Annotated in this window: 14 protein-coding genes; 6 read left to right on the top strand and 8 right to left on the bottom strand. The window is 70.5% G+C overall.

Annotated features, from left to right (window positions below):
- Positions 1 to 17: 17 nt before the first annotated feature.
- Complete coding sequence (locus ACWPOC_RS12930) at positions 18 to 560, top strand: YbhB/YbcL family Raf kinase inhibitor-like protein (RefSeq protein ID WP_060654461.1); 543 nt, start codon at positions 18 to 20, stop codon at positions 558 to 560.
- 57 nt (positions 561 to 617) lie between these two features.
- Here ACWPOC_RS12930 and ACWPOC_RS12925 read toward each other — a convergent pair whose 3' ends face one another.
- The 8 genes from ACWPOC_RS12925 to ACWPOC_RS12890 form a co-directional block, all read right to left on the bottom strand.
- On the bottom strand, positions 618 to 1,688 hold the full coding sequence (locus ACWPOC_RS12925; RefSeq protein ID WP_455408783.1) for a quinone-dependent dihydroorotate dehydrogenase: 1,071 nt from the start codon (positions 1,686 to 1,688) through the stop codon (positions 618 to 620).
- 46 nt (positions 1,689 to 1,734) lie between these two features.
- On the bottom strand, positions 1,735 to 1,989 hold the full coding sequence (locus ACWPOC_RS12920; RefSeq protein WP_120282528.1) for a DUF5703 family protein: 255 nt from the start codon (positions 1,987 to 1,989) through the stop codon (positions 1,735 to 1,737).
- Positions 1,989 to 3,011 carry a hypothetical protein gene (locus ACWPOC_RS12915; protein WP_455408782.1) on the bottom strand — a complete coding sequence of 341 codons (1,023 nt, stop codon included), beginning with the start codon at positions 3,009 to 3,011 and terminating at the stop codon, positions 1,989 to 1,991. The genes ACWPOC_RS12920 and ACWPOC_RS12915 overlap by 1 nt, the downstream gene beginning before the upstream one ends.
- A gap of 139 nt (positions 3,012 to 3,150) precedes the next feature.
- Positions 3,151 to 4,017, bottom strand: coding sequence for a heme ABC transporter ATP-binding protein (locus ACWPOC_RS12910; RefSeq protein ID WP_455408781.1), 867 nt, complete (start codon positions 4,015 to 4,017; stop codon positions 3,151 to 3,153).
- On the bottom strand, positions 4,014 to 5,111 hold the full coding sequence (locus ACWPOC_RS12905) for a FecCD family ABC transporter permease (RefSeq protein ID WP_455408780.1): 1,098 nt from the start codon (positions 5,109 to 5,111) through the stop codon (positions 4,014 to 4,016). Before ACWPOC_RS12905 ends, ACWPOC_RS12910 begins: the two co-directional genes overlap by 4 nt.
- A 7-nt stretch (positions 5,112 to 5,118) precedes the next feature.
- The gene (locus ACWPOC_RS12900) at positions 5,119 to 6,144 is read right to left on the bottom strand and encodes a heme/hemin ABC transporter substrate-binding protein (protein ID WP_455408779.1); all 1,026 of its coding nucleotides are present in this window, start codon (positions 6,142 to 6,144) and stop codon (positions 5,119 to 5,121) included.
- Between the two features lie 3 nt (positions 6,145 to 6,147).
- Positions 6,148 to 6,813 (bottom strand): biliverdin-producing heme oxygenase, encoded by a 666-nt coding sequence (locus ACWPOC_RS12895; RefSeq protein ID WP_455408778.1) that lies wholly within the window; start codon positions 6,811 to 6,813, stop codon positions 6,148 to 6,150.
- 95 nt (positions 6,814 to 6,908) lie between these two features.
- Positions 6,909 to 7,847, bottom strand: coding sequence for an aldo/keto reductase (locus ACWPOC_RS12890; protein WP_455408777.1), 939 nt, complete (start codon positions 7,845 to 7,847; stop codon positions 6,909 to 6,911).
- A 211-nt stretch (positions 7,848 to 8,058) separates the two neighbouring features.
- Here ACWPOC_RS12890 and ACWPOC_RS12885 point away from each other — a divergent pair, with 211 nt between their 5' ends.
- From ACWPOC_RS12885 to mshC, 5 genes are all read left to right on the top strand, one after another.
- The gene (locus ACWPOC_RS12885; protein WP_455408903.1) at positions 8,059 to 8,904 is read left to right on the top strand and encodes an undecaprenyl-diphosphate phosphatase; all 846 of its coding nucleotides are present in this window, start codon (positions 8,059 to 8,061) and stop codon (positions 8,902 to 8,904) included.
- Between the two features lie 36 nt (positions 8,905 to 8,940).
- On the top strand, positions 8,941 to 9,669 hold the full coding sequence (locus ACWPOC_RS12880) for a histidine phosphatase family protein (RefSeq protein WP_120282534.1): 729 nt from the start codon (positions 8,941 to 8,943) through the stop codon (positions 9,667 to 9,669).
- A gap of 45 nt (positions 9,670 to 9,714) precedes the next feature.
- The gene (locus tag ACWPOC_RS12875) at positions 9,715 to 10,305 is read left to right on the top strand and encodes a DUF3090 domain-containing protein (protein ID WP_120282535.1); all 591 of its coding nucleotides are present in this window, start codon (positions 9,715 to 9,717) and stop codon (positions 10,303 to 10,305) included.
- 4 nt (positions 10,306 to 10,309) lie between these two features.
- Positions 10,310 to 11,116, top strand: a complete 807-nt coding sequence (locus ACWPOC_RS12870; protein WP_430715599.1) for an SCO1664 family protein — start codon at positions 10,310 to 10,312, stop codon at positions 11,114 to 11,116.
- A 75-nt stretch (positions 11,117 to 11,191) separates the two neighbouring features.
- The gene (gene mshC, locus ACWPOC_RS12865; RefSeq protein ID WP_455408776.1) at positions 11,192 to 12,433 is read left to right on the top strand and encodes a cysteine--1-D-myo-inosityl 2-amino-2-deoxy-alpha-D-glucopyranoside ligase; all 1,242 of its coding nucleotides are present in this window, start codon (positions 11,192 to 11,194) and stop codon (positions 12,431 to 12,433) included.
- Positions 12,434 to 12,472: the final 39 nt, after the last annotated feature.

Below are 12,472 nucleotides of genomic sequence, written 5' to 3'. Positions count from 1 at the left end.
GTCACGAAAGGACCGGAATGGCTTTCGATTACGACCCGTACAAGTTCCTGCCCGAGCTGCCCACCTTCGAGGTGACCAGCGCGGACTTCGCCGAGGGCGAGGAATGGAAACTCCCGCAGGCCAGCGGTGCGTTCGGAATCCCCGGGGGCGGCGACGTCTCCCCGCAGCTGTCCTGGTCGGGTTTCCCCGCCGAGACGAAGAGCTTCGTCGTCACGGTGTTCGATCCGGACGCCCCCACGGCGTCGGGTTTCTGGCACTGGGCCGTCGCGAACATCCCCACCTCGGTCACGGAGCTGCCGGCGGGCGCGGGTAGCGCCGACTCGGACGCTCTTCCAGAGCAGGCCGTCACGCTGCGCCACGACGGCGGAGCCCACGGGTTCATCGGTGCCGCTCCGCCGGCCGGCCACGGCCACCATCGCTACATCGTCGCGGTGCACGCACTCGACGTCGAGGTGCTCGAGGGTGTCACGCCCGAGTCGAGCCCGGCCTTCCTCGGCTTCAACGTCTTCGGGCACGCCATCGCCCGCGGTCTGCTGACCGGCACCTACGAGGTGCGCTGACAGGTCGTGACGGACGGGGCCCGGGTCGAGTACGACCCGGGCCCCGTCCGTTGCAGGTCAGACCCGTGCGGTGGCACCCACCGCGTCGGCGATGGAGCGGTAGCCGTGCGCGCGCAGCTTGCGGGCGATGCCGCGGTTGATGCGCCCCGCCCAGAACGGACCGCCGTAGATGAAGCCGGTGTAACCCTGGACCAGCGACGCGCCGGCGAGGATGCGCTCGAACGCCTGCTCCGGGGTCTCGATTCCGCCCACCGAGACCAGGGTGAGGCGATCACGGACCCGCGTGCGCAGCCGGCGCAGCACCTCGAGGGACCGCTCGGCGACCGGGGCGCCCGACAGGCCGCCCGCGCCGATCTCCTCGACACGGCTCTGCGGAGTGTTCAACCCGTCGCGGCGGATGGTGGTGTTGGTGGCGACGATGCCGGCGAGCCCGAGTTCGAGCGCCAGATCGGCCACCGCGTCGACGTCCTCGTCGGACAGATCCGGGGCGATCTTCACGAGCACCGGCACCGTCACGGTGTCCAGCACCGCGGCCAGGATCGGGCGCAGCGACTCGACGGCCTGCAGATCCCGCAGGCCCGGGGTGTTGGGAGAGGAGACGTTGACGACCACGAAGTCGGCGAGCGGGCCGAGCAGCCGTGCGCTCTCGGTGTAGTCCTCGGCGGCCTGCTCGGCCGGTACGACCTTCGTCTTGCCGATATTCGCGCCGATGGGGACGGTGCGGCGACGCTGCCGCAGCCGGTTGGCGGCCTCCCCGGCACCGTGGTTGTTGAAGCCCATCCGGTTCACGATTGCCCGGTCCTCGGGGAGTCGGAACAGTCGCGGCTGCGGATTGCCCGGCTGCGCCTGGGCGGTGACGGTGCCGATCTCGGCGAACCCGAAACCGAGCGGCCCCCACACATCGACACCGGTCGCGTCCTTGTCGAAGCCGGCCGCCAGGCCCACCGGCGTGGGGAACTGAACGCCGAAGACGGTGTTGCGGAGGATGGGGTCGTCGGTGACGAGCACCTTCGCCACCAGGGTGCGCAGCGGCTCGAAGCGAGTCGACCAGCGCATCGCGAGGAAGGCGAGGTGGTGGGCTCGTTCCGGCGGCAACAGGAACATGAGCCGAAGAAGATAGCGGTACACGAACTACTCCCTGCAAGCCCGGTCCACGACGGTCCGGGATCTGTTATCAACCAACGGTGGGTTCGGGGACGTGATGGGCGGTCTTGCGGCGGCGTAGCAGCACCCGCCGGCTCCCGTCCGGATACAGACGCACCCGGGTGAGTTCCCAGCCGTGGAATTCGGCGGAGATCGCCAGACGCATCGACGCGCTCACCCGGGACACCTCCCGGGGCAGCTTGAGCGGCACGTATTCGTATTCGTCGTTGCTGGTGTCCCAACCGACAGGCATCCGGGTCAACCGGCCGAGTCGCTCGTTCGCCATCACTGTCCTTCGATCGGGATCCGTTGCAGTCCGTCACCGGTTGCCGACGCGATCACCAGTGCCGCATCGGCCGGATCGACGGCGATCGAATTCGGTTGCCGCACCGTTGCGAAGCGGTGGCGTTCTCGCGGGATCCCGGTCGAAAGATCGTAGCCCACGACCTCGTTGCTGCCGGTCAGAGTCACCCAGATCAGGTCCCGCGTCTCGTCGTAGGTCACAGCGTACGGGGCGGGGCCGACGGGATAACGCTGCCGCAGGACGATCGCGTCGAGGGTGTAGACGAGCAGTTCGTCGCCGGTGGTGTCGGTGACCACGACGCGTCCGAAGGGGTCGGTGGTCAGCTGCGTCGCACCTTCGCCGGCACGCAGCGCGGGCCCGAGATGGGCGTCGGCGAGGTCGAGCTCGGTGAGGGAGGTCTGCCGGCGGTCGAGCGCCGCGACGGCGTCACCGGTGACGGCGAGGGCGTCGACGGAGGCGAGGCCACCGACGGTGGTGGCCACCTCGCCGGATCCGGGGTCGACGACGAGCACGCGGCCGTTGTCGGTGCCGACCGCCCAGCGGCCATCGGACAGCACGGCGGCCGACGCGGCATTGCCGTCGACCGGGACCTCGGTGACGGTGCCGTCGGCGACGTCGATGCGCAGCACGGCCCCGGACACGGGGGCGAGCACACTGCCCTCGGGGCCGGTCACGACGGTCGCGGCGGACGACGGCAGGTCGACCAGGCGCGGTTCCGCCCCGGGACCGTCGAACGCCGTGTCGTCGAACAACGCGAGCCGTGCGCCGTCGTCGACGAGCGCGGCGAAGGTGCCCGTGGACGGTTCGACGACCAGCGCGTCGACCTGCAGGTCGAGTGGACGGACGTCGCCGGAGGGGGACGGGCCGACCTCGGGGGCGGCCGCGGGAGTGGCGGGTTCGATGGTCTGCAGCACGTCCGGGGTGCTCTCCGACGAGCAGCCGGTCAGCACGACCATCGCGATCGCGCCCACCATCGTGACCGTTCGGATCCCCGCTCTGCCCATCGTTGCTCCTCGTCCTCGGATTCGATTCGCACCTGCCGGACGCGCTCCGGCGCCCGGCGCGCCGACCTTCAGTGTTCCTGATGCCGGTCGCGGAGAAGAAATCAGTGCGTGGTCCGCCGGGCCGGATGTGACCTGCTGCTCAGATCTGTGCCGAGGCGGACCGGTCGCGGTTCGGACGTCGCGGCAACACGAGCGGGGTGCCGGTCTCGGGGTGGCGGCCGATCGCCACCGGGTACTGGTAGACGCGGCCGAGTAACTCTTCGGTGAGGACGTCGCCGGGTGCGCCGTCGGCGACGATGCGGCCCTGTTCGAGCACGCAGACGCGGTCGGCGTAGGCGGCGGCGAGCCCGAGATCGTGCAGCACGACGACCACGGCGTGCCCGTCGTCGGCGCGGGCCCGCACGACCTGCATGACCGCCTCCTGGTGGCCGAGGTCCAGCGCCGCGGTAGGTTCGTCGAGCAGCAGTGTCTCGGTGTCCTGGGCCAGCACCCGCGCGAGCGCCACCCGGGCCCGTTCGCCGCCGGACAGCGCGGGGAACGGCCGGTCGGCGAGATGGGCGACGTCGCAGGTCGCGAACGCTTCGGCGACGATACGATCGTCGTCGTCCTGCCGCGGGGTGCGCGCCCACGCGGCCCGCCCCATCCGCACGACCTGCCGGGCGGTGAACGGGAAACCGACCGTGTGCTGCTGCGGAAGCACGGCGCGGCGGCGCGCCAGCGCGATCGACGACCACCGCTCGAGGGGACGGCCCTCGATCTCGACGGTGCCACCGCTGAGCGGATGGTCGCCGGACAACGCCGCGAGCAGAGTGGACTTGCCGGCGCCGTTGGGGCCGACGAGCGCGACGACCTCACCGGTGCGCACCTCGAAGTCGACGCCGTGCAGGATCTCCCGCTCGCCGCGCCGTAGTCGCACACCCACCGCGCGCATCGTCGCGGTGCCGGGCACCGAGCGGGCCGGGACGGCGGCCGCCGGGGATCCGGGGGAGCGGGGGAACAGCCTCATGCCCACCCGCCCTGCTTCGCGCGGGTGCGGCGCAGCATCAGGAAGAAGACCGGACCGCCGATGAGGGCGGTGATCATGCCGAGCGGCAGGTCGGCGTTCTCGACCAGCGTGCGCGCCCCGAGGTCGGCGGCGAGCAGGACGACCGCGCCGGCGAGCACACTCGCCACGACGAGCACCCGGTGGGCGGGGCCGAGCGCCAGGCGCATCAGGTGCGGCACGACCAGGCCGACGAACATGATGATGCCGGTGAAGGCGGTGGCGCCGCTGACCAGCACGGCGACCGCCAGGATCGACAGCTGCCGGACGCGTTCGACGTCCACACCCAGATGCCGGGCGACGCTCTCGCCGAGTGCCAGTAGGTCGAGTTTCGGGGCGAGCAGGACCGCGACGAGCACACCGGCGAGGGTCAGCGGCGCGACCACCGCGACGATGTCCCAGGTGGCGCCCCCGAGACTGCCGAGCTGCCAGAACACGATCTGGTCGCGGGCGGCGGGGCTGGCGACGAAGGTGAAGAACGCGATGAGCCCGCCGGCGACAGCGTTGACGGCGACGCCGGTGAGGATCACCGTGACCACCTCCGTGCGTCCGTTCGATCGGGACAGCACGTAGACCAGCACAGTGGTGATCAGACCGGAGACGAGTGCGGCACCGGCCAGCGCCCAGCCGGCGGTGAAGGCGCCGCCGAGCACGATCACCGCGGACGCGCCGACGGCGGCGCCGGAGGACACCCCGATCACGCCGGGTTCGGCGAGGGGATTGGCGAAGATGCCCTGCAACAGCGCTCCGGAACAGCCGAGGGCGGCACCGACGAGCATCGCGAGCACCACGCGCGGGAAGCGCACCTCCCACAGGGTCACCTCCCCGGCGGGGTGCGCGGGCACCGGGCCGAGGTCCAGCCCGATGCGGTGCAGCAGACTGCCGACCACCTCGGCGGGACTCGTGGGCACCTGACCGAGGCACGCCGACGCGACGGCCAGGGCGAGCAGGGCGACGACGAGACCGACGAGGACGACGGTGGTGCGTCCCCGTCCGGCCTTCCGCAGTGCCCGTTCGGGCGGTCCGGTGGCCTCGGTGACTTCTTCGCTCACGGACATCCGGCGATCACGACCGGTCCGGCGGGTAGAACGCCTCCACCAGAGCGGCCAGGACCTTGCCGGTCTGCGGGCCGAAGCTGAGCAGGGTCGAATCGTCCATGTCCACGATGGTGCCCGTCTTCCCGGCCGGGGTCTGCGCGACGCCCGGGAGCTGCGCAAGCCCGTCCGGTCCGCCCACCGAGTCGAGACTGTGCGTCATCACCAGGATGATGTCGGGCGCCGAGGCGATCATCGCCTCGCTGGTGATCGGCACGAACTGTGAGTCCAGGCCGGCGAGGATGCCGGCGTCGCGACCACCGGCAGCTGCGACGAGCGCATCGGCCCCCGAGCCGGGGCCGCCGAGCATCTTGATCGCCGAACCGCGCAGATAGAGGAAAGCGACGGTGGGTTCGGGATGATCGGCGGGGATCGAGTCCTTCGCCGCGGCGATCTCGTCGAGCGTCCGCTGCGCGAGCGCCGCACCGGCCTCGGGGACGCCGAGCGCGGCCGCGACCGCCTCGATGTCGTCGGCGACGGTGTCGAGGGAGCGTTCCGGGTCGACGAACACCACCGGCACACCGGTCGCGCGGACCTGTTCCTGCACCGCCAGCGGACCGATGGAGGTGTCGGTGAGCACGACGGTCGGATTCAGCGCGAGGATCGCCTCGGCGTTGAGACCGTGCCCACCGGGGGTGACATTGGGGACGTCCTCGATCGCGGGGAAGGACGCGGTGGAGCGGCCGACGAGCTTGTCGCCGAGACCGAGGGAGTACACGGTCTGCGCGAGGGTGCCGGAGCGGTCGGCCACCACGATCCGGGAGATGTCGGTGATCGTGGTCTCGACCCCGTCCACGCCACGCACCGTAGCCGGCAGTACGGGTGCCGGGTCGGTGGTGATCGGCTCGGGTTCGGAGTCGACGACGGCGGTGCGCGGACCGGTCGCGACGTCGGTGGCGGTCGTGCCGTCGGTGGTCGGCGCACTGCACGCCGCGACGACGAGGACACCGAGCACCGCGATCAGCGCGACCGGGAGGCGGAGGAAGGAACGGAACATCGGTCAGGCACGCACCCGGTAACGATCGATATCGCGAGCGAGGTCGGCGAACAGGGCGCCGTTGAGCCCGTACACGAGGTTCGCCTCGTCGATGACGGCCTGCTGCTGGTCGCCGTCGAGCGGTGCGGCGTCGAGCTTCGCGCGGTAGGCGTCCTTGAACGGCTTGGTCTTCGGGATCCCGTCGAAGATGTAGAAGCGCAACCCGTCGCGTTCGTAACCGTAGGCGCGCTCGAGCATGCGGCGGATGATCTGGCCGCCGGACAGGTCGCCGAGATAACGCAGATAGTGGTGCGCGAGGAAGGCTTCCGGGGACACCGCCGCGACCTGCTCGAGCCGGTCGACATACGCGACGGTCGCGGGCAGCGGCGCGATGCGGTCGCGCCAGTCCGAGCCGACGAGGAAGTCGAGGTCGGCTTCGAGCGCGGCGGTGCGGAGCAGTTCGTCGCTGAGGAAGGGACCGGCGATCGGGTCGTCGGCGTAGCCGCGGCCGATCCGCTCGAGACTGTCGTAGACGAACCAGGTCTGCGCGATGAGCGCGGCGTGGGCCTCGGTCGACAGCTTGCCGCCGAGCAGTTCCGAGACGAACACCGAGTTCTCGGTGTCGCTGTGCGCCTGCTGGGTCTCGAGCCGGATGCGCTCGGCGAATCCGACGACTTCGGTCGTGGCCATCGACCGACCTCCCCTCACATTGCCTGTACCGAATGTACTCGGCAGGCTAGCCTAACCTTCCGGAAAAGGGCAGGGTGCGGGCGGTGTCGCCGAGATCACGCGCTCACGTCGTCGAGCGCCGCGGCGATCGCCGGCGGCAACGCCAACTCCTCCGCGACCAGCACTCCGGTCAACTGCGCGAGATCCCGGGCACCCACGAGCGTCGAGGCCACGTGCGGCCGGTCGCGCACCCACGCCAGCGCGACGGCCAGCGGGGAGGTGCCCAGACCGTCGGCAGCCGTGGCGACCGCGTCGACCACGCGCACCGCGGATTCGGTGAGATAACGGCGCACTTCCTCTGTGTGCACGTCGTCGGCGCCGCGCGAATCCGCCGGCACCCCCGACCGGTACTTGCCGGTGAGCACACCGCCGGCGAGCGGCACGGCCGCGAACACACCCACGCCGTGGTGGGCCGCGGCGGGGATCAACTCCTCCTCGACGCCGCGGGCGAGCAGCGAGTACTCGACCTGCGTGCTGATCAGCGGAGCCGGGCGCCGGGCGGCCGCCGCGGCGGTCGCGAGCTGCCAGCCGAGATAACCGCGTACCCCCACGTAGCGCACGCGCCCGCTGGTCACGGCGAACTCGAGGGCGTCCATCACCTCGTCGACGGGGGTGTGCGGATCCCACGTCGCGACCTGCCACACGTCGAGGTGGTCGGTGCCGAGTTCACGCAGGGTCGCGTCGAGCTGGTTGAGCAGGCCCGAGCGGGAGCAGTCCACCCGGCCGGAACCGAGTGTGGAGGTGTCGATGCCGGAGCTGCCCGACAACACCAGCTGGTCGCGAGGCACCACGTCGTCGAGCAGTTCGGCGAGGATCCGTTGCGCGACCCCGTCCCCGTAGGCGGGGGAGGTGTCGACGAGCGTGCCGCCCACATCCACGAAGGCCGACAACTGGGCTGCGGCCTCGTCGCCGTCCGTTCCGCGACCCCACGTCAAGGTGCCCAGGCCGAGCCGTGAAACCCGCAGGCCGCTCGCACCGACTGTCCTGTATTCCATAACCGTCCGCGTTTCCTCCCGACACGACGGGACGTCGCCGCGCTCGGCCACGACCCCGGTACTGCACCCTAATGCGCGACAGGTGCGCGGCAGTGTCCGGCGCGCCGACCGGTCGGGTTCCACGTACCCTTCGGCGAGTGAGAACTGCTCCCTGCATCCGCGACCACCGATCCGTCCCCACCGCAGCCGTCGTGCCGGGAGTCGCCGCATGATCGGCGAATCGATGACCTGGTTGCAGACGATCGTCCTCGGCATCGTGCAGGGCCTCACGGAGTTCCTGCCGATCTCCTCGTCCGGTCACCTGCGGATCGTGTCGGAGGTCTTCTTCGGAGAGGACGCGGGCGCGTCCTTCACGGCGGTCACCCAGCTGGGCACCGAGGCCGCGGTGCTGGTGTTCTTCGCCGGCGACATCTGGCGGATCCTGCGCGCGTGGTTCCGTGGCCTGTTCCACAAGGAGCACCGCGCCGATCACGATTACAAGATGGGCTGGTACGTCATCCTGGGCACCATCCCGATCGGCATCCTCGGCGTGCTGTTCAAGGACGACATCCGCACCGTTGCACGCAATCTGTGGCTCGTCGCCACCATGCTCATCGTGTTCTCGATCGTCATCGCAGCTGCCGAGTACTTCGGCAAGCAGCGGCGCGACGTGAGTCAGCTCACCCTCAAGGACGGTCTGATCATGGGTTCGGCGCAGGCGCTGGCCCTGATACCCGGCGTGTCCCGCTCCGGCGGCACGATCTCGGCGGGTCTGTTCCTCGGACTCACCCGCGAGGCCGCCGCCCGGTACTCGTTCCTGCTCGCGATTCCCGCGGTCGTCGCCTCCGGTCTGTTCAGCCTGCCCGACGCCTTCGAACCGGCCGGTGAGGGGCTCAACGCGTCGGGGGCGCAGCTGCTCGTCGCGACCGTGATCGCCTTCGCGGTCGGTTACGCCGCGATCGCCTGGTTGCTGCGCTTCGTCGTCAACCACTCGATGTACTGGTTCGTCGGCTACCGCGTGATCCTCGGCGTGATCGTGCTGGGGCTGCTCGCCACCGGCGTGGTCTCCGCCACCTGAGAGGCTGCCGACAGGCGGTACCTCTAGGCTGGGCGCATGACGGTCATCCTGCTGCGGCACGGACGGTCGACGGCGAACACCTCGCACGTGTTGGCCGGTCGTTCCCCCGGTGTCGAACTCGACGAGGTCGGCCACGTCCAGGCGAAGAATCTCGTCACCCGGTTCGCGGGTCTCGAGATCACCGAGATCGTGCGGTCGCCGCTGCTGCGGTGCCGGCAGACGGTGCAGCCGCTGGCGACCGATCGCGGACTCGAACCGGTCGTCGACGAGCGGCTCGCCGAGGTCGACTACGGGCAGTGGACCGGACGCGAACTGAAGGAACTGGTCAAGGAACCGCTGTGGGCGGTCGTGCAGCAGCACGCTTCCGCGGCGGTCTTCCCCGACGGCGAAGGGCTCGCGCAGGTGCAGTCCCGCGCAGTGGCCGCGATCCGCGAACACGACCGGCGTCTGCGCGACGCGCACGGCAAGGACGTCGTGTGGATCGCCTGCAGTCACGGCGACGTCATCAAGTCGATCCTCGCCGACGCGCTCGGGATGCATCTCGACGCATTCCAGCGGATCGTCGCCGAACCGGCGTCGATCGGCATCGTCCGCTACACCGACACCCGACCGTTCGTGCTGCGCGTGAACGACACCGGTTCGGACCTGTCCGGACTCGCCGGCCCGTCCGAACCCAAGTCCGTGCCCGGCGGGGAAGTCCCCGGTGCGGTGGAGGAACCCGGCGATCCCCCTCGAGGGCACCGACAGGAGACGGCGCGCGGATAATGGCAGTGACCGTCATGGCAGAGTGTGGGGACTCGAGGAGGTGTGATGGCCCGCGCAATACACGTGTTCCGAACCCCGGATCGGTTCATCGCCGGCACCGTCGGTGAACCGGGCGACCGGGTGTTCTACCTGCAGGCCGTGCACGAGTCCCGTGTCGTGAGCGTGCTGCTGGAAAAGCAGCAGGTGCAGATCCTCGCCGACCGGATGGGCCTGCTCCTCGAAGAGGTGCAGCGCCGCTTCGGCACCGTGATCCCCGACGAGCCCGAGGTCGACGTCAGCCCGCTGGTGACACCGATCGAGGCCGAGTTCCGGGTCGGCACCATGGGTCTGGGCTGGGACGCCGACGCCGGATCGGTGGTGGTGGAGCTGCTCGCGGTCACCGACACCGAACTCGACGAATCGGTGGTGCTCGACGACACCGAGGAAGGTCCCGACGCGGTGCGGGTGTTCCTCACCCCGGTGCAGGCCCGCGAATTCGCGGCCCGCTCCGAACTCGTCGTCTCGGCCGGGCGCGCGCCCTGCCCGCTGTGCGGCGAACCGATCGGCGCCGACGGACACATCTGCGTCCGCACCAACGGTTACCTGCGCACTCCCGGATTCGATCCGGCCGCGTGGTTCGGCGAGGAAGAAAGCTGACCGCGTGACGGCGCCGGACGTGCGGAGCGTGCTGACCGACGGCGATCTCGACGTCGTCGGGCAGATCGCGCACGCGAGCAACGCGACCCTCGTGTGCGACGCGCAGCTCGGCGACACCGAGGTGCGGTGCGTCTACAAACCCGTCCGGGGCGAGCGGCCGCTGTGGGACTTCCCCGACGGCACCCTCGCCGGACGCGAGGTCGCCTCGTACCTGATCTCCGAGGCGCTCGGCTGGGACGTCATCCCGCTCACCGTGCTGCGCGACGGCCCGTACGGTCCCGGCATGGTGCAGCGCTGGATCGACACGGTCGACTCCGCGCAGGGCGGAACGGAACGCCTGGATCTGGTGGACCTGTGCCCGGCCGGTGCGGTCGCGCAGGGATGGCTGCCGATCCTGCGTGCCCGCGATCTGGACGGCGCCGAGGTGGTGCTCGTCCACGCCGACGATCCGCGCCTGCAGCGCATGGCGGTGCTCGACGTCGTCCTCAACAACGCCGACCGCAAGGGTGGCCACGTCCTCGAAGGTCTCGACGGGCACGTCTACGGCGTCGATCACGGCATCTGCCTGCACCAGGACGACAAGCTGCGCACCGTGCTGTGGGGATGGAGCGGCGACCCGGTCGATCCGGTCCTCCTCGCTGATCTCGACAAGCTGCTGCGCCGGTTCGACGGCGGCTTCGCGGAGGAGCTGTGCGAGCACATCACCGCCACCGAGGTGCGTGCCCTGCAGCGCAGGATCACCCGCTTGCTCGAACATCCCGTGATGCCGCATCCGCGCGGCGACCGGCGCATTCCCTGGCCCGCCTTCTGACGTCCCGGCCGTTCGCCTACCGCACGCCCGGGTGCCCGCGCGGAGCACTCCCGCGACTCCATTAGGCTCGTAGTCATGCAATCTTGGTCCGACGTCGCGATCCCGTCCGTCCCCGGTCAGGGGCCTCCGTTGCGGTTGTTCGACACCGCGGACCGAGCGGTGCGTCCGGTCACCCCGGGCGACACCGCGACGATGTACGTGTGCGGCATCACCCCCTACGACGCCACACACCTCGGCCACGCCGCCACCTACCTGACCTTCGATCTGGTTAACCGCATCTGGCGCGACGCCGGCCACGACGTCCACTACGTGCAGAACGTCACCGACGTCGACGACCCGCTGTTCGAACGCGCCGAGCGCGATGGTGAGGACTGGGTCGTCCTCGGCATGCGCGAGACCGCCCTGTTCCGCGAGGACATGGAGGCGCTGCGCGTGCTGCCTCCGCGCGACTACATCGGTGCCGTCGAATCGGTGAACGAGGTCGTCGAACTCGTCGAGAAGCTCGTCGCCTCCGGTGCGGCCTACATCGTCGACGACGCCGAGTACCCGGATGTCTACTTCCGGACCGACGCCACCGAGCAGTTCGGCTACGAGTCCGGCTACGACCACGACACGATGATGCGGTTCTTCGCCGAGCGCGGCGGCGACCCGGAGCGTCCCGGCAAGCGCGACCCGCTCGACGCCCTGCTGTGGCGCGCGCAGCGTCCCGGCGAACCGGCCTGGCCGTCGCCCTTCGGTGACGGACGTCCCGGCTGGCACATCGAGTGCGCGGCCATCGCCCTCAACCGCATCGGCTCCGGTTTCGACGTGCAGGGCGGCGGCAGCGACCTGATCTTCCCGCACCACGAGTACTCCGCCGCGCACGCCGAAGCCGTCACCGGCGACCGGCGTTTCGCCCGGCACTACGTGCACACCGGCATGATCGGTCTCGACGGCGAGAAGATGTCGAAGTCGCGGGGCAACCTGGTGTTCGTCTCCAAGCTGCGCGGTGAGGGTGTCGCCCCGGCCGCGATCCGGCTCGGCCTGCTGTCCGGCCACTACCGCGTCGACCGGCCGTGGACGGCCGAGGTGCTCGAGAGCGCGCAGGCGCGACTGGCCTTGTGGCGGCAGGCAGCGGGGTTGTCGTCGGCAGCGTCGGCCGACGATGTGATCGCGCGTCTGCGCCAGCACCTCGCCGACGATCTCGACACCCCCAAGGCTCTCGACGCCCTGGATGCGTGGGCGACGTTCGCGGTCGAGCGTGGGGGGGACGACGCGGCGGCGCCGGGCCTGTTCGCCGACGCGGTCGACGCGCTGCTGGGCGTGCCGCTGCGCTGACGCGCCCGTGCGTGGTTGGGGTAGCGGGCGTCACCACAA

Source organism: Rhodococcus sp. 5G237 (assembly GCF_053764735.1).
The sequence above is the reverse complement of the archived record's forward strand: the minus strand, read 5'-3'. Positions and strand labels throughout refer to the sequence as shown.

Bases quoted from the DNA above. Each gene is read 5' to 3' on its own strand.
- ACWPOC_RS12930 (WP_060654461.1), top strand. From the start codon at position 18: ATGGCTTTCGATTACGACCCGTACAAGTTCCTGCCCGAGCTGCCCACC.
- ACWPOC_RS12920 (WP_120282528.1), bottom strand. From the start codon at position 1,989: ATGGCGAACGAGCGACTCGGCCGGTTGACCCGGATGCCTGTCGGTTGG.
- ACWPOC_RS12915 (WP_455408782.1), bottom strand. From the start codon at position 3,011: ATGGGCAGAGCGGGGATCCGAACGGTCACGATGGTGGGCGCGATCGCG.
- ACWPOC_RS12910 (WP_455408781.1), bottom strand. From the start codon at position 4,017: ATGAGGCTGTTCCCCCGCTCCCCCGGATCCCCGGCGGCCGCCGTCCCG.
- ACWPOC_RS12905 (WP_455408780.1), bottom strand. From the start codon at position 5,111: ATGTCCGTGAGCGAAGAAGTCACCGAGGCCACCGGACCGCCCGAACGG.
- ACWPOC_RS12900 (WP_455408779.1), bottom strand. From the start codon at position 6,144: ATGTTCCGTTCCTTCCTCCGCCTCCCGGTCGCGCTGATCGCGGTGCTC.
- ACWPOC_RS12895 (WP_455408778.1), bottom strand. From the start codon at position 6,813: ATGGCCACGACCGAAGTCGTCGGATTCGCCGAGCGCATCCGGCTCGAG.
- ACWPOC_RS12890 (WP_455408777.1), bottom strand. From the start codon at position 7,847: ATGGAATACAGGACAGTCGGTGCGAGCGGCCTGCGGGTTTCACGGCTC.
- ACWPOC_RS12880 (WP_120282534.1), top strand. From the start codon at position 8,941: ATGACGGTCATCCTGCTGCGGCACGGACGGTCGACGGCGAACACCTCG.
- ACWPOC_RS12875 (WP_120282535.1), top strand. From the start codon at position 9,715: ATGGCCCGCGCAATACACGTGTTCCGAACCCCGGATCGGTTCATCGCC.
- mshC (WP_455408776.1), top strand. From the start codon at position 11,192: ATGCAATCTTGGTCCGACGTCGCGATCCCGTCCGTCCCCGGTCAGGGG.